Here is a 20,677-nt window from a genome sequence, read left to right on the forward strand (position 1 = left end):
CCTCCCATAAACAATGACAGCACTGAACCCTTCAGACGCCTCCGACTACCTTCGAGGGATCCTGCAGAGGCGGCGCCGGAAAGTGGAGGCCGCGCTGTCCCGAGAGGCCGCGGTTCGGCTCCACCTGATGAGCCGGGATGGGCACACCTTTGAATTCCTGTAAGTCGACGGCAAGCAGATCATCGCCATAGAGCTCTTCCCGCAAACGCTGCTGCAGGGCTGAAGCGACTTCCGCATAGGAAGCGTCCTCGAACACATCGTGCATTTCCCGCGGGTCATTTTCGAGGTCGAAGAGCTGGAAGTGCGAGCCTGCCGGATACCAGATCAGTTTGTGGCGACCGTCATGGACCATCCGCATGGCCTTCGCTCCCGAAAGAGCCTCGGCGTAAAGAAAGTCGCGGCGCTCGTTGCCCACCATGGGGCGCCCCTCGCAGGTATCCGGTATCGCCAGATCACAGAGCGCGAGCAGTGTCGGCATGACGTCCTGCAGACCGACAAGACGGGTATCCACGGCACCTCTACCGACCCGCGCGTCTGCCGCGGTCCCGACGAGGATCATCGGAATGTTCGCCGACCCCTCATACATCAGGCGCTTGGCGTAAAAACCATGATTGCCCAGCATGTCGCCGTGATCGCTGGTGATCAAGATAACCGTATCGTCGAGAATCTGCTCCTCGCGCAGCGTCCCGATGAGGATTCGGATCTGGTGGTCGATATGCGTGCAAAGCGCATAGAATGCCCTGCGCATATCGGCGAGCTGAGCCCCCGGCAGCTTTGCCCAGTACTCGCGCGTCAGCCTCAGCGGATGTGGCAGCGTGTCTGTATCTTCCGCCCAGGCACCGACGAAAGGCTCGTCGACATCGCGCGCTCTGTAGCGTTCGAGGTAGCTCGCGAGCGGTATCAGGGGCGGATGCGGCGGCGTGTAGGAAACATGCCAGAGAGCGGGGCGYGTCGGGTCGCGCCGCTTGATGCTGCGGGCGGCCGCCCACGTGGTCCAGTTGGTGACGTGCAGCTCTTCCGGCAAATGCCAGGTGCGCCAACTGTATTCGTTGTTGCTCATGCCGTGCATGAATTGCCGGCCGGCATGTCCTCTGTCGGCCAAGAACATTTCGTAGTCGTCCGTGCCGCCAAGAGCGCCTCGCCCTTCTTCCGCTAGCAGGGCGTCATCGAAGCCGATACGGTCCCTTTGGGGATAGACGTGGAGCTTGCCGATCGCCTGGGTCTGATAACCGTTGCTGCCGAAGGTGGCGGCAAGTGTGGGTAGATCGGCCGGCATGCGCAGCGACGGCTGAAATACCCGATCGCCGTGCCGGCGCGGACTCGTACCCGTCATGATCGAGCGTCTAGCCGGAATGCAGATCGGGCATTCCGCGTAAGCACGCGAGAACCGCGTGCCGATGGAAGCGAGATGGTCAAGCGTCGGCGTCTCGATCACCGGATGGCCCGCGCAGCCAAGCAGATTGCCCGGCCACTGATCGACGGTCACGAAGAGGACATTGGGCCGAGCCGGTCTGTCCTCCGGATAGGTGTGTTTCATGATACTCCGAGACCTGTCAGTCTTTCGTCGCGCCGGAGGCTTCAACGAGCTGTTTCATCTTGTCGTTTTCGGTGGCTATGAAGTCAGCGAACTGCTGGGGCGAACCACCTGCGATGCCGATGTTGAGCTCGGCGAAACGCTTCTTCACATCGTCCTGCTTGATCGCCTCATCGAGCGCTTCATTCACGCGGTTGACGATCTCCGCCGGCACGCCGGCCGGATAAAAGACCCCGTGCCAGGAGGCAAAGAGATAGTCCTTGACGCCTGCCTCGGCCATGGTGGGTATATCCGGCAGGGCCTGTGACCGCTCAGCGCCCGTTACGGCAAGTGCGCGAAGTGCACCATTCTTCACATGGGGAACGGCAGTCCCATCGATCATCATCTGGACATGACTGGCAATGACATCCGTCAGCGCGGGGGCCGATCCGTTATAGGGAATATGAACTGGGTTGATGCCGGCCAGGCTCTTGAAATATTCGAAAGCCAGATGCTGCGGCGATCCGTTTCCGGAGGATGCATAGGAGAAACTGTCAGGTTCCTTCTTCACCAGCGCGATCAGTTCCTCGACCGTATTGGCCTTGACCTCAGGATTGACGACGAGAAGCAGAGGAACAGAGGTGATCTGGATAATCGGCTGGAAATCCTTGATCGGATCATAGGTGAGATTCTTATAGACATGCGGACTGATCGCATGCGTGCTGATGTCGCCGATCGCCATCGTATAGCCATCCGGCGTGGCAGACTTGAGCGCGGTCGTCGCGATCGTGCCACCTGCTCCCGGCTGATTTTCGACGACAACCGATTGTCCCAGTTTCTCGCTCAGCTTCGGCGCGATCGTTCTTGCGATTAGATCTGTGTTCCCGCCTGGAGCGAAGGGAACGATCAAGGTGATCGGTTTCACAGGCCAGTTATCCTGAGCCGAAGCTGCCGGCGCCTGAAGCCCCAGCGCAATTGTGGCGGCGATTGCAGTTTCAAATAGAGCTTTCATGATACCTCCCTTAGTATTTGCGGCACTCCTCAAGAACCGCGCGCCGTGACGATAGCCAGAGCGCGAAATATAAGCTATCCTGTTCTTCTCTGATTTAGAAATTAGAACATCTAATAAGAGGCGACATGGATCAGCGGCTTCTTACTTCATTCATCGTGCTTGCCGAGGAACTGCATTTCATTCGGGCGGCAGAACGATTGCGGATAACGCAGTCAGCGCTCAGCCAACAGATTTCCAAGCTGGAGCAGGAACTTGGCGTGCAACTGTTCGATCGTACGCGGCGTCGTGTATCCCTGACCGATGCCGGCGGCAGTCTGCTTGAGGAAGGCAGCATCGCGTTAAAGCAACTAACACTGGCGATCGACATGGCAAAGCGGGCCGCGCAAGGACACGTCGGGCGGCTGACAATCGGTTTTGCGGATGYAGCCGCCCTCAATGTCCTACCGACCCTCACCTCGGAATTCGCGCGCCGCTACCCCGGTGTCAATCTCATCCTCCACGAGATGATTTCCGCCGAGCAAGTGGAAGCATTGCGGGCCGGCCGCATACAGATCGGTCTGCTGCGCCCTGTCTTCGATGACGAGGATTTCGAAACCGCTCTGCTGCTGCGTGAGCCTTACGTCGTTGCCCTATCGGCAGGCCACCAACTGGCAGCGTCGAAAATGATCAAGCTCGAGGAACTGGCCGACGAAGGTCTCATCACGACCCGGCGAATCAAAGCCCGCTACGTGCAAGGAAACTTCCAGCCTTATTTCAAAAGGGCGGGAGTTCAATTGAAGGTTGTCCAGGAGGTCAACGAACTGCATGCTATCCTGGGTCTGGTTGCTGGTGGTCTTGGGATTGCTCTGTTTCCTCACTCGATCACGAAATTGCAGCTTGAGGGGGTGGTTTACAAGCCCCTCCATGCCGATCACTCGCCTATGGCGGAAATGCTCATCGCCAAGCGATCTGACGACAGCAGCGCAACGAGTATGCGTTTCATGGAAATGGCGAGGAGGTTTTTCGCCAAGCCTAATTAACGAGGTCATTCGTAAGCACGAAAATAAACCCTCAACTGTCGATGCAAATTAACCACAAAGGTCGAGCCACCTGCAGCGCGTTTGAACCGCGTCACAAACAATAAAAAAATCAACCTTGCAATTGGAACGCATATCCATCATTGCAATGATGGTTCACCGAAGAAAAGCAACTCAGCTTCTCTGAGCTGCTAAGTTTTGCGCGCCTTCAAGGTGTACAGGTCTAGTCGTCGCGATAGCGGCGATAGAATTTTCGCTCCAGGAAGATTGAGAGATCAACGGGCGGGCGTCGTGCTTCACGTGCAGCCTGCCACATCCTATACCGCCTACGCGCGGCCTTCAGCGAAATACCCATCAAATCCGCCATCGATCATGAGGCTACAGGCATCAGCGAGACTGCCCAGCATCAGGAATATGCCCTGTGAACCGACCACCGTCCCGTCGCCAGCAACCTTCGAAGTGGTATATATTCCGCTCAAATCGTTCTGGATCAGCCTTGATAGAATCAGGAAGATGCCCTAAAGATTTAGCCGCTTTGGGAGGAGCTTTACCCTTCCGTGCGTAGCACGCGATTCTTCATCTCATAACCCCCGTCTTCCTGGATAATTTTGTCCAGATCAGTGATTTTGGAATAAAACCGTGAGCAGCGATGCGACAGTTCGCGCCGCGAAGCTATCGACTTCGCTTGCGCTTGTGAATGCGGCAGGCTGGGGCAAGGGCCTTTCGATCCTGACCCGCATCACCGTCATGGCCTTCCGCCATCCCTGGCAATCGGGCTTTGCGATCGGCGCGACCCTTGTTGCGTCCACCTTCCAGTTGATGATCCCGCAGCTTCTCGGCCAGGCAGTCGATCACACGCAGGTGGTTTTGACGGGCGGCGGTGCCGGCCAAGCCGCACAGGACGCACTACTGACAACCGCCCTTCTCCTGCTTGGCGCAAGCGTGTTGCGTGGCATCTTCACGCTGATCCAGAACTATTACAGCGAGGCTGTCGGCCACCACATGGGCTATCGGTTGAGGCTGGCCTGTTACGAGAAGATCCAGCGCCTCTCCTTCAGTTTCCACGACAGCATGCATTCGGGTGACCTGATCACGATTGGTCTTCTCGATCTCGAAGGCGTGCGCATGTATTTCTCGACCGCCTTGGTGCGCATGATCCTGCTCACCATGCTGATCGGCATCGGCGCCTATCTCCTCCTCTCGACCGATCTCGTGCTCGGCCTTCTGGCATTGAGCTTCGTGCCTTTCGTCGGCTGGCGCTCCTCGGTCACGCAGCTTCGTCTACGCGCCACCTGGCTCGACCTGCAGGAGCGGCTTTCGGTTCTGACCCGGGTCATGGAGGAAAACCTCGGCGGTATCCGGGTTGTGCGCGCCTTTGCCGCCCAGGAACACGAACTCGACAAGTTCGAAACCGCCTCGAAGAGCGCGCTTTCGCTTGCGCATCAGCGCGTCGGCATCCGCGTGGCGAACACCAGCGCCATGACCTTTTCCTTCTTCGCGGCCATGGGCCTCGTTCTCTGGGTCGGCGGCGGCAAGGTGATGGCTGGCGAAATGACGGTGGGCACGCTCACCTCCTTCCTCACCTTCATGACCATCCTGCAGATGCCGGTGCGCCAGCTCGGGCTGATGGTGAACGCGTTTGCCCGCGCCTCGACCTGCGGCGCCCGCCTTTTCGAGCTGCTCGACCTCGACATCGCCATTAAGGACGAGAAGGACGCCAAGGATTTGAAGGTCACCGACGGCACGCTGCGTTTCGAACACGTGAACTTCGCTTATCCGAGTGCCGAAACGCACCAGGTGCTGACGGATATCACCTTCGAAGCGAGGCGCGGCGAGACGATCGGCATCGTCGGCCCGCCCGGCAGCGGCAAGTCCACGCTCGCCCATCTGATCCCTCGCTTCTACGACGTCACCGGCGGCAGGATCACCATCGACGGGCAGGATATCCGCCATGCCACGCTGCAATCGCTGCGCCGCTCGGTCGCGGTCGTGCAGCAGGATTCCTTCCTGTTCACCACGACGATCGAGAACAACATCGCCTATGGCGACCCCTGGGCCAAGGACGCCCGCATCGAACGCGCCAGCGAAAGCGCTCAGCTCCATAATTATGTGCTCGGCCTGCCGACCGGTTACGGCACGGTGGTCGGCGAGCGCGGCGTCTCGCTTTCCGGCGGCCAGCGCCAGCGGCTTTCGATCGCCCGCGCGCTGATGCTCAAGCCCGCCGTGATGGTCTTCGACGACTCGACCGCGGCGATCGACGCCGGCACTGAACAGCGCATCCGAAGCGCTATGCGCAGATACGCCGCCGATCGCGTGACGATCATCGTAGCCCACCGTTTGAGCTCGCTCATGCATGCGGACCAGATCCTGTTCATGGAAAACGGCCGCATCGTCGAAAGCGGGACGCATGACAAGTTACTGGCGCTCGGCGGGCGCTACAAGGCGCTTTACGATCTGCAGGTCCGCCCCGGCGACGAAGCGCTGACGGCCTGAGGGAGGAATTGCAGATGGCCGAGGAACTGGAAACCGAGCGTGCCGACGTTCGCGAAGACGGCAGGCGCCCTCCCCGCGCGGTCGTCGGTTCGCACCGCATCGAAGAGGAGATCTTCGGCAAGGTTTTCGACGGCAATATCATCAAACGCATCTGGGCCTTCGTGCGCCCCTACCGCGTGAAGATCTACTGGGCCGTGGTGGCGGTGCTGACCTTTACCGCCATGCAGCTCCTGGTTCCGCTGATCATCCGCTACGCGATCGACCACGGCATGCAGCCGGGCAGCGTCGATCACAGCGTGCTCACCTGGTCGATCGTCGCCTTCCTGGTGGCGATCCTGGTCAATTTCGGCGCAAGCTATGTGCAGGAAACCCTCGTCGGCAACGTCGCCGAGGACGTGCTCTTCGACATCCGCAAGGCGATGTTCGCGCATCTGCAGCGCGTCTCGCTGTCCTGGATGGACAAGACGGAAGTCGGCCGGCTGATGTCGCGTCTGCAGGGCGACGTGAACTCGATGCAGGAATTCCTCGAAACCTCGGTGCTTTCAGTTGGCGATATCGCCCTGCTTTTCGGCATCGTTTTCGTCATGCTCTATCTCGACCTGAAGCTCGGCCTGCTGACGCTCTCGGCGCTTCCCGTGCTCTTCGTCGTCCGCATCTTCTGGCTGCCGCGCGCCCGAAAGTCCTTCATGGCGGCGCATGAGACGAATTCCGTGGCGAATGGCGCACTCGCCGAGGCGATCCATGGCGTTCGCGCCGTGCAGAGCATGGACCGCGAGCGCGTCAACTTCACGCTCTACGACGACAAGGCGCGCGCCAATCTGAAAACCCATCTCACCGCTGCGAAGTATGCGCAGGTCATGGTGCCGATCGTGGATTCGCTGACCGGCCTCGCCATGGCGCTCGTGATCGTGGTCGGCGGCGCGCGCGTGCTGGACCAGGAGCTTGACGTCGGTGTCATGATCGCCTTCCTCTTTTATATCCAGCGCTTCTTCGATCCGATCCGTTCGCTGACCCTGCAATACTCCGTCATGCAGCGCGCCATGGCTTCGGGCCAGAGGTTGACGGATGTGCTGGACGTGCCGGTCGACATCAAGGACGCGCCGGATGCCAAGGTGCTTTCACCCGACATGGATGGTTCGGTGGAGTTCCGCGACGTCGTCTTCGGCTACAATCCGAAGCATCCGGTGCTGAAGCATGTAAGCTTCAAGGTGAACCCCGGCGAAACCGTCGCACTCGTCGGCCCGACGGGTTCCGGCAAGTCGAGCTGCATGTCGCTGATCCATCGTTTCTACGAGGTTCAGGGGGGCCAGGTTCTGGTCGGTGGTCACGACGTGCGCGACCTCACGCAGGATTCGCTCGGCCGCCAGATCGCCATGGTGCTGCAGGAACCCTTCCTCTTCACCGGAACGGTGTTCGAGAACATCCGGTATCACAAGACCGACGCGACCCGCGAACAGGTGATCGAGGCGGCCAAGGCCGTCGGCGCCCATGATTTCATCATGCGCCTGCCCGACGGTTACGAGAACATTCTCGGGCAGCGCGGCGGCAATCTTTCGCTCGGGCAGCGGCAGCTCATCAGCTTTGCCCGCGCGCTGGTGGCGGACGCAAAAATCCTCGTGCTCGACGAAGCGACCGCCAATATCGACAGCTATACGGAAATGCTGATCCAGAAAGCATTGGTGAAACTGCTCGAGGGCCGCACCGGCCTGGTCATCGCCCACCGCCTTGCGACGATCCGCGAGGCGGACCGCATCATCGTGCTGCAGAATGGCGAACTAGTCGAAAGCGGCAATCACCATGAGCTAATGGAGAACGGCAAGCTCTATTCCAGGCTCTACAATCTCAACTACGCCTCCTTTGACGACATACCGGATGACATTGTCTCCGAGAAAGAAGCTGAAGTTTCGACAACGTAGAAATAGCTAAGCCGTTGCGTTGATGAAACTCTCTCTCGACCGTCGGCTTCCAAACCCCACCTTAGGCGAATTCGCTAGCGACGATCGTGTGAGAACGAGGCGAAATGCAATCCTACTGGAAGCACATCCGCAGCCTGTGGCTCTCTACATTGTGCCGCCCGAACGCCGACGATTAGTTCGAGCCATCGCTCAAAAGATGATCGAGGCGCCCTCTGGCCACGTCCTCATGAATCTTGCGCGTGGTAGAAGGCAACATGCCGCCATTACCAATTCAAGAAGACAACTATTCGTCTGATACATCCTGGAGGAGTCCGTCATAGACCTCCAGCAGCGCATTGGTGATCGCCTGCCCAAGCGCATTGCCCGCAAGGCGAACCTCGTCTTCCGTGCCGTCACGGGCTGTCCTGGCAAGTTCGAAACCTTGCTCACTGACGATCTGCTTGGCGACTTCAATTGCCCAAAGGCCGAAGTCACCCCGGTTCTTGATTATGATTACGTCTTCCATCGTCACTCCGACCGGTTGCCACAACGCTGTCTATACTGGCGGACGGATCAATGCCAGGTCCGCGCTAGAGATGCATGTTGCGGCCTTGTGGCGCCCAGGAAAGGTTTCCGAGAGGCCTGGAGGGGGCGGTCGCAACGATGGCTGACCCGCTAAAGGCTCGTCCGCCCCAACACGGCGCTTACTCTCCGCCCTTGCCGCATCATCGGCCGGGAAGAAAGGCCATTGCATCTTCAGGCGCGAGCTGTCCGCGCAGGGTGGCCGTCAGCCGGTCAGGACCAAGCTGGCCCAAATCCTCGTTGAAGTCGCCCAGTTCGGGGAGAAGAACAAATGGGAGTATCCCGAGGGCCCGCGCGCGGCCGCTCAACCGCTCGATGGCCCGCCGCCCGGCGGCATCCGCATCAGCGGCGATATATAGACGCAGGCACTCACCTGGCGGCTGGAAAGCCGCCAGGTGAGTGGCGCTGAGTCCGGCCACCATCGCCATGTCGGGCATAACTTGCGATAGCGACAATATGGATTCGAGCCCCTCACCCGCCGCGATGACTCTCACAGGAGAAGCAGCCGGGAAATGGAAGCGCACGCCATTGCCGAGCAGGCAGCCGAGTGCGCGACGCGGATTTTCGACCTTCGCCTTGCCACCCCCGTCGGGATCAAGCCAGGTGCGATGCACGCCCGTGATTGCACCTGTATGGTCGGTGACGGCCGCAATCAGCGCCGGATAACTGGTTGTCCGCCCGGTTGTCAGATCGCGGCAAAAACAGGACGGATGAAAGCGCAACGCCGGATGGACTGAAGCCCGCAGGATGCTCCGTTGACGCAGGTAGCCATCGGCAAGCGTGCCTCCGAGGGCCTGCGTTGTCCGGAACAGACGCTGTGCCCGCTCCATTGCTGATCGGCGGACTGACGCAAAACCGCCCGCCTCATCCGCGTGAGGCACCTCGGGTCGAACTTGCGGCAAGCTCAGGAAATATCGCGCCTCCTCAGCCACGTCACGGAAGTCGGGGAGACTGCGGGCTTCCCGGATAAGGTCGAGAAGGTCACCAAACTGACCTGTCGCCGCATCCACCCATTTGCCGGCACGCGGGCCGGTCAGGCGGACATAGAGCGATCCACCTTTGCTGTTGGCGACATCTCCGACAATCCAGTAATTGCCGGCGCGATGGCCGGACGAGAGATAATATCGGCACGCCGCTTCGGCATTTTGCGCGAGACGGTTTGCCAGTTCTGAAGCGGATAACATGGACAAGCCTCCTTCACTGAGATCAGACGGTCACGGCGAGCGGCGCGTCGTCTGTCGAAGGGGCATCGGGCTGCAGGCTGTGCAGGTAAGCGGCGGCGCGTTCAGCATGCGCGGCCGCCTGGAAAACAGCGCGCTTGTCGTTTTTCAGAACCTTCAGCCAACTGCCGATATAGGCTGCGTGATCCTCTCTGGGTTCACTCTCGATGCCGAGATCCGCGCAGATCAAGGCTGCAGAAAGCTCAGCCACAACCTCTTCCATCGCGTATCCTTCATCGCCCCATGTCTTGCGACCGAGATCGCGGTTGAGACGAGTGGGGTGGCGCGTCCAGTGCGCAGTTTCGTGGGCAAGGACCGACACATAAGCGTCGGAAGATTCGAAAGCCTCGAAAACAGGCATGCCGATGAAGTCCTCGAGGGGACTGTAGAATGCCTTGCTGCCACCGAAGCGGATCCTGGCGCCGGTATGAGAGAAGAAGGCGTCGGCATGGGCAAAGCGCTCCATGGGCGAGCGCGGTTCGGTCGGAATGGGGGTGAACCGCGCCGGGAGATTGTCGATCTGGTCGCAGTTGAAGACAGGGTAGCCTTTCAGGAAGGGGATGCGCTGTTCGATTTCCTCGCCGTTTTCGGCTTCTTCGGTCTTCTCGATTGCGCCGGCATAGACAACGAGGGCGGAGGTTTCGCCCTTTCTGACCTGCCCACCAAGTTCCTGAGCTTGGCGATAGGTCATCCAATAGGGGGAAACGTAGCCGTTGGCGGTCGTTTCCATCCACAAAAGCATGGTGTTGATGCCACGATAGGGCACGCCACTATGGCGCAGCGGCCGCGTCGGCGTGCTATTCACCCTCCATGGTTGATGCCAGGGCCGGACGCCAGTTTCGAGCTGATCTACGATCTTGTCGGTGATGCGCTGATAGATATCCTTGTCCGGACGCCGGCGGCTGGGGAAAGGCTTACGGGACTTACTGTTCATAATGCTTTCTCCGGTCAACGGACCGGGGAAAGCCTCTCTCTCCCGCTCAGGCCCGTTCGATCGGACCCCTCACCTCTCTTACTCTTTGGTCTGTCTCCGACCCCTTAAACCGTTACAGAACCCCTCCCTTCCCCTCCCTTCCTCTCTCCCTGGCATGCTCCTGCACCACGTCCAGACCGTCCAGGGATCGTGTCGGACGGAAGTCTGGGGCATCGTACGCTTGTTATAGATGCTTTTATTCAACCAACGTTGAAATAGGGCCCAAGAAGACCTGTCGTCTCCATTAGCGAGGATATGACCACGTCCAGAGCCGACGCAGAAAATACGAACCGACTTCCCATGCAGATGTCACCAGCCGAGAAGGCCAGGCTGATGCGTGCGGCAGCACTTGAGCGCACCAGCCTCGAAGATTTTGTACTGCGCAATGCACTGCTGGCCGCCGAGGCCGTGATCGAAAAAGCCGAGCGGCTTCGCCTCGACCAAGAGCAGACACGCTTCATGCTGGATCTGCTGGAGAAGCCGCCAAAGCCAAACGCCAGGCTTCTGGCGGCGGCCCGTTCGCTCGCGACGCAAATGACGCTTCCGGACTGACATGAAGAGCCGATTTTCAGGAAACACGAGCACAAAGGTTTTGACTTCGGTCAGAGTGTTGCACGTCGAAACCTGTCGGAACAGTGCTCCCGTTCCATCGGTCGCCAACTCCTTCCCGATCAACCCCCTGTCCTTCCTCAGAAATGGGCCAGTTGCAGCATTGATTCAGAACCTCACCCTGAGATCTGCCTTGAAGCCGTGCTGACGCGCGTCGTTTGCGATCTGTCTCTGGTAGACAATGCCAAGCTTCGCGGTGTCAGTGAGGTTGAGCTCAAGCCCTGCTTCGATGGCGGCGGCATTCTCGGCGATCGGCGTGCCGGCGACGGTAAAGCTGTCGGAACCGGCAAAGGCATGGGTGGAAAGCATGGTTGTGCCGCCGAAGGCATGACGCCAGCCGACCATGCCGCGCGCAGTGGCTTTGATGCCGCCAACCTCGAACGCGGCGGCTGCCCGGATGCCGAGTGTCGTGAAAGTGACGTCGGTGAAGCGGCTTTGGCTGTGCAACGCTGCCGCTCCGCCTGCTTCGGTAAAAGCATCGGTATGCAGATTCACGTAGGCAAGGTTGGCGAAGGGCTCGAACGAGGCCACAGCGGCATCGATCCTGTAGCCGAGCTCGCCAAAAGTCTGAAAGGTGCCTGCATCATAGTTTGCAGCTAGCCCCTCGCTGAACCCCGGAAAGGCGACTGCGCGACTTGTGTCAATGTCGTTCCAGCTATAGGCAAGGCCGGAACGAAAGCCGAGATTGCCCCACTGAGTGCCAGCATAAAGGCCGAGATGATAATTGTCGCTGGAGCCGGACGATGCCCGGTCCCCGATGTCGAATTCGGAATGGCTGTAACCAGCGAACAGGCCGAGACGCCAGGTGTCGGTGACAAATCCATCGACGCCCATCAGCAAGCCGCCGGTGTCATGATTGAACCTGACGGCATTGCCGTCGTTGTCGAAAGACCCCCAGGAGCCGAAAGCCTGGCCCCATATGGCGAAGCGGTCGGTTGTACCGGGGGCCAACTCCATTCCGTCCGGCCCATTAGCTACGACCGGCTGCGAACCGGCGCCCACACTATCAAATGCGGCACGCAGTCGCGCACTCGCAGCCTCGCGCACAAAACGGCTGTCTTCGATCAGCGCCGCCTTGGCAGAGGCGTGAACCTCGCCGGCAAGTGCATCAAGTGCCTGGCGGGCGCTGGCTTCGTCAGGAACAGCGGCGAGCGCATCATAAACCTGGTTGCCGATACCTGTGCTCTCCACACCGTCGCCAGTGACGCACTGGTTGCGCGTCCGGGCCATGTCACAGAACGCCACCTGATTGCGTGAGGCGTCGATATGGACTTGGTTGGCCTCGTAGGCGAGCGCTAGATCGACGAAGGGCATGTTTTGGGTGAGCGCATCGAAGGCGCCGTCAACCCCATCTTCCGCGCCGATGATCGTCCAGCGGCTACCAGGTGTATAGACGCCGCCAGCTTTGATCGCATGCACCGTGCCGCCATCGATTGTTGCTTTGCCACTTGCATAGATCAGGTCGCTGTCGAGCGCCGGATCGATCTCCGCTTCGAAAGTCGAGCCTGCCTCGAATGTGATATCGCCATCTATTTTAAGCGTGCCAATGGAGTTGCCCGGCGAAATCGTGGCGCCGTTGGCAATAGTCGTTGTTCCGACGGTGCCCGAACCACCCAGCGTGCCACCTGCCAGGATATCCAGCGTGCCCCCAAGCGAACCGCTGCCGCCGGGAAGGCCGACGATCAGGGTGCCCGCCGAAACCGTCGTGTTGCCGGTAAAGTTGGAGCTGTCGCCGGTCAAGACCAGAGTGCCGCCTTGCGTCTTGGTGATACCACCCGTACCGGTGATCGCCGTGGCAATCTCGGCGCTATCGGCCAGAACGCGGATCTCGCTACCGGCAGCGTCGGTGAGAAGCGTGCCGCTTCCTTTCAGGCGATAGCCGTTATCGACGAACTGCAGCCCCTGGAAGCTCTGCACGCCCTCGACCGCGATTGTGCCGCCGTTGAAACCGCCCGGCTCGTTCTTGAACACGGCGTGATTGCCCGCCCAGGATACCAGAATGTCGCTACCCTGGTTAAGCCATTTTTCGTCCGCAGCGTTCCAGGTGCCGTCGCCGCCCTGCCAATGCTGAAGAGTATCGTCGCCCGCGGCTTGAACGAACAGGTCAACATTGCCGCCGCCACTCTGGATCTCATACGCGGCCGGATCGCCAAGTGCCGGCGTGGCACCGATGGTCAGACCGACACCGGAAAGTGGGCCGCCATAGGTCATCAGTCGATAGTAACCGAGACCCGCTGCGCCGTCGGCCGCATCGCCGCTCTGGGCGAGGTTCAGCATACCATTGAGCGCCAGGCTGCCGGTCACGTCGATACGGTCGCTGATCCCAAAAACGCCGGCCGAGGCTCCCGGACTACCCAGTTCGAAATCAAGGATTGAGCCGCTTGATAACGCAAGATCGCCGCCAATCGTCAGAATGCCTGCCGAATTGCCTGGTGTGATACGCCCCCCGTCGGCCACGATCGTCGTGCCCACCGTGCCCGAACCGCCAAGCGTCCCTCCGGTTTCGACATCGACTGTGCCGCCGAGGACGCCATTGACCAGCAGCTTACCGCCGGAAATTGCCGAAATCCCGCCAAAGCCGGAACTGTTCGCATTCAGAACGGTCGTGCCGCTCTCGTGACGGACCGTCCCCAAACCGGTCAGGGAAGGGTTGAAAATCAGATCAGCCCCATCGGGGGCTCCGGTATGATTGAAGACAAGTGTGCCGGCGCCTGGACCAAAAACCACCGATGTCGCATCAAGCGTTCCTGCCGCCTGCGCGGCTTCGCCGCTTGCCGCGCCGATATTGATCGTCCCGGCTGCGTCGTTCCGGGCCGTGACTTGTATATCCAAACCGGAAGCGGCAACATGCCCGCCATCCGCCAAGGTCAATGTACCGTTACCGTACAAACCTACCGCAAGGGCGGTGTCCRCCGCCATCACGGATCCGTCGCCCGTGACGTTTACCGTGCCAGTCGCATAGCTTGCGCCTCCACCGATAACGACTACGCCTCCGTCAAGACGTCCACCATCTTCAATCGAGAGCGTTCCGTTCCCATAATGGCCGATCGATGCCATGCTGTTGAGCGTCAGGGAAGAGTTGGCTCCGGAAACCGTCACCGTGCCGCTGCCGGGAATGTTGCCGGCCACTACTCCCATATCGCTGACGACCTGCCCCCCGTCCTCAATTACTAGCACACCACTGTGTTCAACTCCGACCGACAGGCTGGCGGAGCTCGTCCAGACTGCATTGGGCCCTGCAATCCTCACAGTCGCCGTCGCATCCGGATCGCTTCCCGAATATTCGATCGTTCCGGAACTCGATCCCAGCTTGCCGGTAATGTCGAGCGTGCCTTCCGAAACCGTTGCAGCACCTGTGAAGCCCGAACTATCGCCCGTCAGCGTCAATGTGCCGGTTCCGGTCTTGACAAGGCTCCCGGTCCCGATGAACGTGCCGCTTGCCGTGAGATCGGCATCGGTCTGAAACGTGCCTCCGCCTGAGTTCAACGTTACGTCGCGCGCTGTCGTGAACGCTGCCGTGTTACGCAGTGTTCCGCCATCGAACGTGATTGGCGCGGAAGGGTCGCCAAGTTGCCCGTCCGAGGATACCGAAAGGGTTCCCTCGATCAGCGTCCATGGGGTCACAGCCTCGGTCGTTCCGGTCAGCGTCCAGATGCCCGCTCCCATTTTCTCGAAAGACTCGAAACCGCGATATTGCGAAGCCGCGCCGATGGTCGACGCGTCGAACGTACCATCGTCAGCGCCGCCCAGTGCCAGAACATCATCCGTGCCGGCAACGGCATCGACATTGCCCGTGATGGTCGAGCCCGCTTGCAACTCGAGCCGGTTGGCGCCACCGGTGAAGGTAACGGCATTGGCTGGGGCGACAAGGTTGCCAGATGTGCCGCCGGCGGCAATGATACCGGAATTGGTAATGGAGACATTTGCGCCGATAATACCCGCGCCTCCGGTTCCCGCCGAGGTGGCACCGGGAATGTAGCCGTTGGCCCCGCCGCTACCAGCGCCGCCAGCAAGCCCATTGGAGCCGCCGCTGGTAGCACCGTTTCCTTCGCCGCCAGTGATCTGCCCGCTGTTCGTGATCGTCCCTCCATTCCTGAGGTCGATCGCCGCACCAGCAGGACCGGCCCACCCGCCGGCACCGCCGATGATGCGTCCATCGTTGACGATGCTGCCGAAACCTCCCATCACAACGGCTGCGCCGCCGCCAGCGTACCGACCGCCAGCGCCACCGAGAACATCACCGTGATTGGCTAAATCACCGCCGGTGTTCAGGATCACGCCCGAGCCGCCGCCGCCGCCATAATAGTCGGGATTACCACCGTTTCCGCCACGAACGGACGCTGAGTTTTCGATCGTGATGGTGCCGCTGTTTTGAAGCACTATGCCGGCCCCGGCCCCGCCTCCACCGCCACTGCCAACATGGAAGCGGTTATCGCCGCCATCGCCGCCGTGAACTTCAGTCGTCACGGAGATTGCCGGGTTTGTCTCCGTATTGAGAACGCCATCGCCACCAGCACCTCCAGAGCCCGATTCTCCACTACCCAGACCACCATTGCCGCCCCTGCCACCGTTGATCGGTGTCGAGATGTCGCCTTCAATGACATTGCTGTACCCGCCGCCGCCGCCGCCACCGCCGCCATCCTTCCCGAACAATCCGCCAGTGCCGCCATCTTCGCCATTCGGGCTGGTTTGCGTGCCTGCCACTCCACCCACCCCTGCGTCCGGGCCGCTGCCCGCAGCACCTGCCTCGCCCGCATCGCCGCCGCTGCCTCCACCAATGCCCTGGCCCCCCGTCGCGCGATAGAGGGCTTGCGCCCCCGCAGGCGTTGACTGGATCGCCGGCAGCAGCATTGCTCCCGTGAACGCTGTGGAGCATAGAAACGCCAGCAGACGCGATCTCGAGTGATGTTTGTGAATTGAGACGACCGGCATGAATTCCCCCGCACGCTGTGGTCGGCCGTCGAAACCGGCCATCTTCGCGGCGGGGAAGCGTTGCGCGATGCCTGTCATGGCATCGGGTCTGACGCCCCCTCCAAGACTTGACACTCCGTTGACGTATAGGACCGCCCGGCGGAGCCTTCGTCACTGCCGCATCAAGTTCCAACACACGATAAGATGAAAATGAATATCGGTTCCACCGATCAATTCTCTTGGATTCTAACCAATTCTTGCAGTCGCTGGGCCGGTTTGGCGAGTGAGCTGCCGAGGCGCTTCTCGTCCAGCTTTGCATAGGTTTCAGAAGCCGTCTGCCGCTGCCAATTGAGCGGAACGCTCCATCAGCCGATCTTGACGGCGTTCACCCGCCACTTCGGTGAGCACAACATGAACGGCTGGGTATGCCGGAAGATCCGGTTCAGGGTTGAAGGCAACTTGAGAAACATATCGCATGATCTCAGTGCCGCGCGGATCGGATACGTCATGACGAAAACGAAATGCTCCGTCTTGGGCCCGCCCACAATAGCGTGCGGTCACGTGCAACGTCTTTGGTGTCTTGGCTGATAGCTGCTGGCATATTTCGACTTTGTCGATCGTCACGTGTTGGATCCGACCGCCGCGACCGCCGCACACCTCGTCATGCCATTTCGATGCGGCTGACTGCGCTGAGGTCCGCAGCCAGGAGGGAGGAATTCTGCCCGATGCCTCTATGTATCGAGATGGCAGGCGCGCCGGGACGAAAATCTCATCCATGGGCACTGACCAACCAGATGGCAAAGCTTGGAAAATCCAGGACTTGAGAACAGCGAAAACGCCACGCAGCGAACGACTGTGCATCCGTAGATTTCCTCGCGTAAATACTCAGACAGTAGGTGGGCTCTGTCTGTTTCTCGTTTTCGCTGTCTGCCTGATGGAGAACGACGTACGATCCCTCGTACGGCAAAGCCGGGTCGACGGGGGAGTGCCTGCTGGCAGCGAATGATCTCGACCGCGACTGCATCTCGCGGCATCATGGATTGGGCACGGCGGCTGCCGGAGAATCAGCGCCGCACGTCCGTTTGCRCATTCGGATTCTATGACTGTATTCAGGTTTGGATATTTTGATTGGCGATAATCTGTCTACCTATCATTTCGCATCAATTCTTACCAAATCTCACAATCGGAGATCGCGCTTGCGAAGTCGCCCAACTGCTGCAAGGTTGTACCTTTCAGGTATTTCTCAAAGGGAACAGGGAGCGGCTCGTGAAACTGCGTAGGGATGCTTGATCTCAAGACCATTCTGGTTGTTGCTCTTRCCACGGCGACCCTGCAGGCGGTTGCCTTGATCTTTGTTTGGCGGGCATGGCGCGACCTCTATGAGCTCAAGTACCTCGCGGCAGGTTTCGCGGCCATAGCCGTTGGCCTTTTCCTGATGATCGTTCGCGGCTCCGAGCCGGCCGCCTTGGCGGTCGTGCTGCACAATACCGTCATCAAGCTGGGCCTTGTGCTGCTGGCTGAAGGGTTGGCTCGTTTTCTTGGACAGCCGCGATACACCTGGTTCGGCGTGTCGTTACTCGTTTTCCAGATCGTGGTTTGGAGTGTCGCTGTTGCGGTCGATCCAGATAACATCGCAATTCGGATCCATACTTCGACGTTTTTTACTGTCGCGATCATGTCGGTGATGTGCGTTTGGCTGCTGAAAGACCGTACACAGCCATCGCTTCTGCGTTGGATCACGATCGCTTTGCTCGCGGAGTATATGGGAGCCAGCGTTCTCCAGAGCATCATCGAGTATCGGTTGCCGCACGACTTTGAGAGTGCTCCGGTGCTGGCCGACCGCAATGCCTGGTATCTTCTACAGGGTACACTCTTCTTGATCGCGTTCTTTGCCTCCCTGCTGTTCATGGTCAGCTGGAGGCTGTCTGCCGATCTTCGTAGGAAAAACGATGCTTTGTCAGAAGAGGTGGAAGAGCGAAAAAGGCTGGAACACCAGCTCAATGCGAGCCTCGATGCGGAGCGGGCCCTGCGGGACGAACAGGCTGATTTTATGCGCGTTGTCAGTCACGAGTTTCGTACGCCGCTCGCGATCATCCGCAACGCCGTCGAGATGATCGGGCTCGTTGGCGATAAATCACCTGAAGCGACACGGGAGCGACTGACCGGGATCGGCGAAGYGCTCAATCGCCTTTTTTCCGTCATTGACCGGTTCATGGCGGAGGATCGGGAGAATGGCTTTCAACCTGAGCTGATGCAGGTAGGATCCCTCATGGGGGACGTACGGCTCCATTTCGAAATGACGGCGCGTGGTGATCGGCTGTATTTCATCGTGGATGATGAAACAGTCTCTTTCTACGCCGACCCGGAAATGTTGGCGACCGTCATCATCAATCTAATCGACAACGGTCTGAAATATTCGCCAGGCGATCAAAAAATTCGTGTTCGGGCATGGAGAGACGCTGGAACGATCCTGATTGAGGTCCGCGACCGCGGCATAGGTATTCCCGACGCTGAATTGAGCAAAATCGGACGACGCYTTTTCCGGGCCTCCAACGCCAAGGCAAGCACCGGCACCGGCCTTGGGCTCTACACCGCGCGCAAGCTGCTCGCTTATCACGGCGGAAGGCTTCAGTTGCGCTCCAATAATGAAGGCGGAACGACAGCTCTCGTCAGCCTGCCTTTATCGAGTGACACGCTCGATGTCATTTTGCCAGAGGAGATAACAGCGTGACGGACATCCTGATCGTTGAAGACGAACCGAGGTTGCGCAAGGATCTGGCCGACTTTCTGGGATTATGTGGCTTCACAGCAAGTGGGGTCGCAACGGCGCAGGAACTGCGTCAAACGCTTGCGGGCGGCATATCCCCAGACGTTATCATTCTCGATGTCGGATTGCCCGATGGAAATGGTTTTGAGCTCGCGGCTCAGATTCGCCAAACCCATCGTTGCGGCATTATCATGCTGACGGCTCTCGGCGAGAGCGACGATCGCATCCGCGGATTTGAAAGCGGCGCCGACATCTATCTCGTTAAGCACAGCACGTTGCGTGAAATCGAGGCCGCGATTCGCAGCCTGCTGCGGCGAGCAGCAGATCAACCCAATGGAGTGGACTACCCGGGGGACCAATGGGTACTCGATAGCACAAACTGGACGCTTACCGCTCCTAATCAGCATTCGCTCAAGCTTACTGCGACTGAGTTCGCGTTCATGAACGTGCTATGCAGCCGCGTGGGCGATTTTTGCCAGCGTGAAGACCTGGTAGAAATGCTAGCTCGTCCAAGGTCGAGTTTCGGCAACCGCCATCTCGATGCCATTGTCAGCCGGCTGCGGCGCAAGATAGAGGACCGCGCCGACGTTACGGCGCCGATTAAGCTCGTCTATGGTGTCGGCTATACCTTCACGGCGTCAGCTCTTGTGCGCTGACTGCTGCGCAGCCCCATGGTGGAAAGTCTGCAGCGACTAAGGAGTCTGGAGTTGGCTGGACGAGATCAGGTACCATCGTCGACCGGGCGTGTTGCGTGCGGCAGCACAACGGGCAGAGCATTCAGATAAGAACGAAGCAGGCAAGTACAACTCTTGTCGAAGCAACTGCATGCTCTACTTAGAAGGAAATGCCTCGTTTCCCGTCACCAACATTCGAAACTACTGACGGAACCCGACTGCTGCAATGCAGATCGGTGGTCGAGAAGCCAATCAAAGACATGGTCACTGCTGCTATCGAGGCAGGCTGGAACGAGGAAGAAGTCCTTTCAGCAATTGCGGAATGTGCTGACGACCTCCTGTTTGCATCCGTTCATCTTCGCAAGTATGATTTTAAAAACTAGCCTAACTTAGGGGCACCGGCTCGTGACGTGCCCCCGTTAAATTAGGCCATTTAGAACTGGAATTTTCCACTTATGATCCCCGCGGGGAAGAAGAGGAGAATTCGATGAAGGCCTCGAAGTTTTCGGAAGCGCAGATCGCATTCGTTTTGAAGCAGGCAGAGGATGGAACGCCGGTCGGCGAAGTCTGCCGCAAGGCAGGAATTTCGGATGCGACCTTTTACAACTGGCGCAAAAAATACGCCGGCCTGATGCCCTCGGAGATGAAGCGTCTGCGGCAGCTCGAGGAAGAGAATGCGAAGCTGAAGCGGATCGTCGCCGACCTGTCGCTGGACAAGGCCATGCTGCAGGACGTGCTATCAAAAAAGCTTTGAGGCCTGCCCGCAAGCGCAAGCTTGTCGACGCGATCAAGACGGACTGGAAGGTTTCGGTCCGGCGCGCATGCGCGGTTCTGAAGATTGATCGGTCGCTTTATGTCTACAAGTCCAGGCGCGGCGAGCAGGCCGAACTGAAGCTGAAGATCAAGGACATCTGCCAAACGCGCGTGCGCTACGGCTATCGTCGCGTGCACGTTTTGCTCAAGCGTGACGGATGGCCTGTCAATCCAAAGCGAATCTATCGCCTTTACAAGG

At 59.4% G+C, this 20,677-nt stretch carries 13 protein-coding genes and 1 pseudogene; 7 read left to right on the forward strand and 7 right to left on the reverse strand.

All coding sequences use genetic code 11. The annotated features are described in order from the left end of the window. Positions 1-31 precede the first annotated feature (31 nt). Both LCM4573_RS21785 and LCM4573_RS21790 read right to left on the reverse strand, forming a co-directional pair. A complete protein-coding gene (locus tag LCM4573_RS21785) occupies positions 32-1,537 on the reverse strand; it encodes a sulfatase-like hydrolase/transferase (RefSeq protein WP_071008484.1) in 1,506 nt (501 codons plus the stop codon). Positions 1,538-1,553: 16 nt separating this feature from the next. Further along, positions 1,554-2,525: a tripartite tricarboxylate transporter substrate binding protein gene (locus tag LCM4573_RS21790; protein WP_071008485.1), complete on the reverse strand. Its 972-nt coding sequence runs from the start codon at positions 2,523-2,525 to the stop codon at positions 1,554-1,556. A 125-nt stretch (positions 2,526-2,650) separates the two neighbouring features. Between LCM4573_RS21790 and LCM4573_RS21795 the strand changes: the two genes are divergently transcribed. The 3 genes from LCM4573_RS21795 (at position 2,651) to LCM4573_RS21805 (ending at position 7,950) form a co-directional block, all read left to right on the forward strand. After that, positions 2,651-3,544: a LysR family transcriptional regulator gene (locus LCM4573_RS21795; protein WP_071008486.1), complete on the forward strand. Its 894-nt coding sequence runs from the start codon at positions 2,651-2,653 to the stop codon at positions 3,542-3,544. A gap of 636 nt (positions 3,545-4,180) precedes the next feature. Continuing rightward, positions 4,181-6,034, forward strand: coding sequence for an ABC transporter ATP-binding protein (locus LCM4573_RS21800; RefSeq protein ID WP_071008487.1), 1,854 nt, complete (start codon positions 4,181-4,183; stop codon positions 6,032-6,034). 14 nt (positions 6,035-6,048) lie between these two features. Beyond that, complete coding sequence (locus tag LCM4573_RS21805) at positions 6,049-7,950, forward strand: ABC transporter ATP-binding protein (protein ID WP_071008488.1); 1,902 nt, start codon at positions 6,049-6,051, stop codon at positions 7,948-7,950. 283 nt (positions 7,951-8,233) lie between these two features. On the opposite strand, the gene LCM4573_RS21810 is transcribed toward LCM4573_RS21805, so the two are convergent. The 3 genes from LCM4573_RS21810 to LCM4573_RS21820 form a co-directional block, all read right to left on the reverse strand. Then, complete coding sequence (locus LCM4573_RS21810; RefSeq protein WP_071008489.1) at positions 8,234-8,455, reverse strand: hypothetical protein; 222 nt, start codon at positions 8,453-8,455, stop codon at positions 8,234-8,236. A gap of 199 nt (positions 8,456-8,654) precedes the next feature. Next, on the reverse strand, positions 8,655-9,695 hold the full coding sequence (locus LCM4573_RS21815; RefSeq protein WP_071008490.1) for a toprim domain-containing protein: 1,041 nt from the start codon (positions 9,693-9,695) through the stop codon (positions 8,655-8,657). Positions 9,696-9,717: 22 nt separating this feature from the next. Next, the gene (locus LCM4573_RS21820; protein WP_071008491.1) at positions 9,718-10,665 is read right to left on the reverse strand and encodes an ArdC family protein; all 948 of its coding nucleotides are present in this window, start codon (positions 10,663-10,665) and stop codon (positions 9,718-9,720) included. 339 nt (positions 10,666-11,004) lie between these two features. Here LCM4573_RS21820 and LCM4573_RS21825 point away from each other — a divergent pair, with 339 nt between their 5' ends. Next, positions 11,005-11,256, forward strand: coding sequence for a DUF1778 domain-containing protein (locus LCM4573_RS21825; protein WP_274534863.1), 252 nt, complete (start codon positions 11,005-11,007; stop codon positions 11,254-11,256). Positions 11,257-11,421: 165 nt separating this feature from the next. Here LCM4573_RS21825 and LCM4573_RS21830 read toward each other — a convergent pair whose 3' ends face one another. After that, entirely contained in the window at positions 11,422-16,323 is a 4,902-nt protein-coding gene (locus tag LCM4573_RS21830; RefSeq protein WP_116285653.1) for an autotransporter domain-containing protein, read from the reverse strand. 225 nt (positions 16,324-16,548) lie between these two features. Continuing rightward, entirely contained in the window at positions 16,549-16,848 is a 300-nt protein-coding gene (locus tag LCM4573_RS27985; RefSeq protein WP_131819005.1) for a hypothetical protein, read from the reverse strand. 658 nt (positions 16,849-17,506) lie between these two features. Between LCM4573_RS27985 and LCM4573_RS21840 the strand changes: the two genes are divergently transcribed. The 3 genes and pseudogenes from LCM4573_RS21840 to LCM4573_RS27550 form a co-directional block, all read left to right on the forward strand. Continuing rightward, complete coding sequence (locus tag LCM4573_RS21840) at positions 17,507-18,955, forward strand: HAMP domain-containing sensor histidine kinase (RefSeq protein WP_071008495.1); 1,449 nt, start codon at positions 17,507-17,509, stop codon at positions 18,953-18,955. Beyond that, positions 18,952-19,647: a response regulator transcription factor gene (locus LCM4573_RS21845; RefSeq protein ID WP_071008496.1), complete on the forward strand. Its 696-nt coding sequence runs from the start codon at positions 18,952-18,954 to the stop codon at positions 19,645-19,647. Before LCM4573_RS21840 ends, LCM4573_RS21845 begins: the two co-directional genes overlap by 4 nt. A gap of 505 nt (positions 19,648-20,152) precedes the next feature. Continuing rightward, a pseudogene (locus LCM4573_RS27550) lies at positions 20,153-20,677 on the forward strand (transposase); the annotation flags it as partial.

The organism is Rhizobium sp. LCM 4573, from assembly GCF_001854865.1.
Taxonomy (GTDB): Bacteria; Pseudomonadota; Alphaproteobacteria; order Rhizobiales; family Rhizobiaceae; genus Neorhizobium.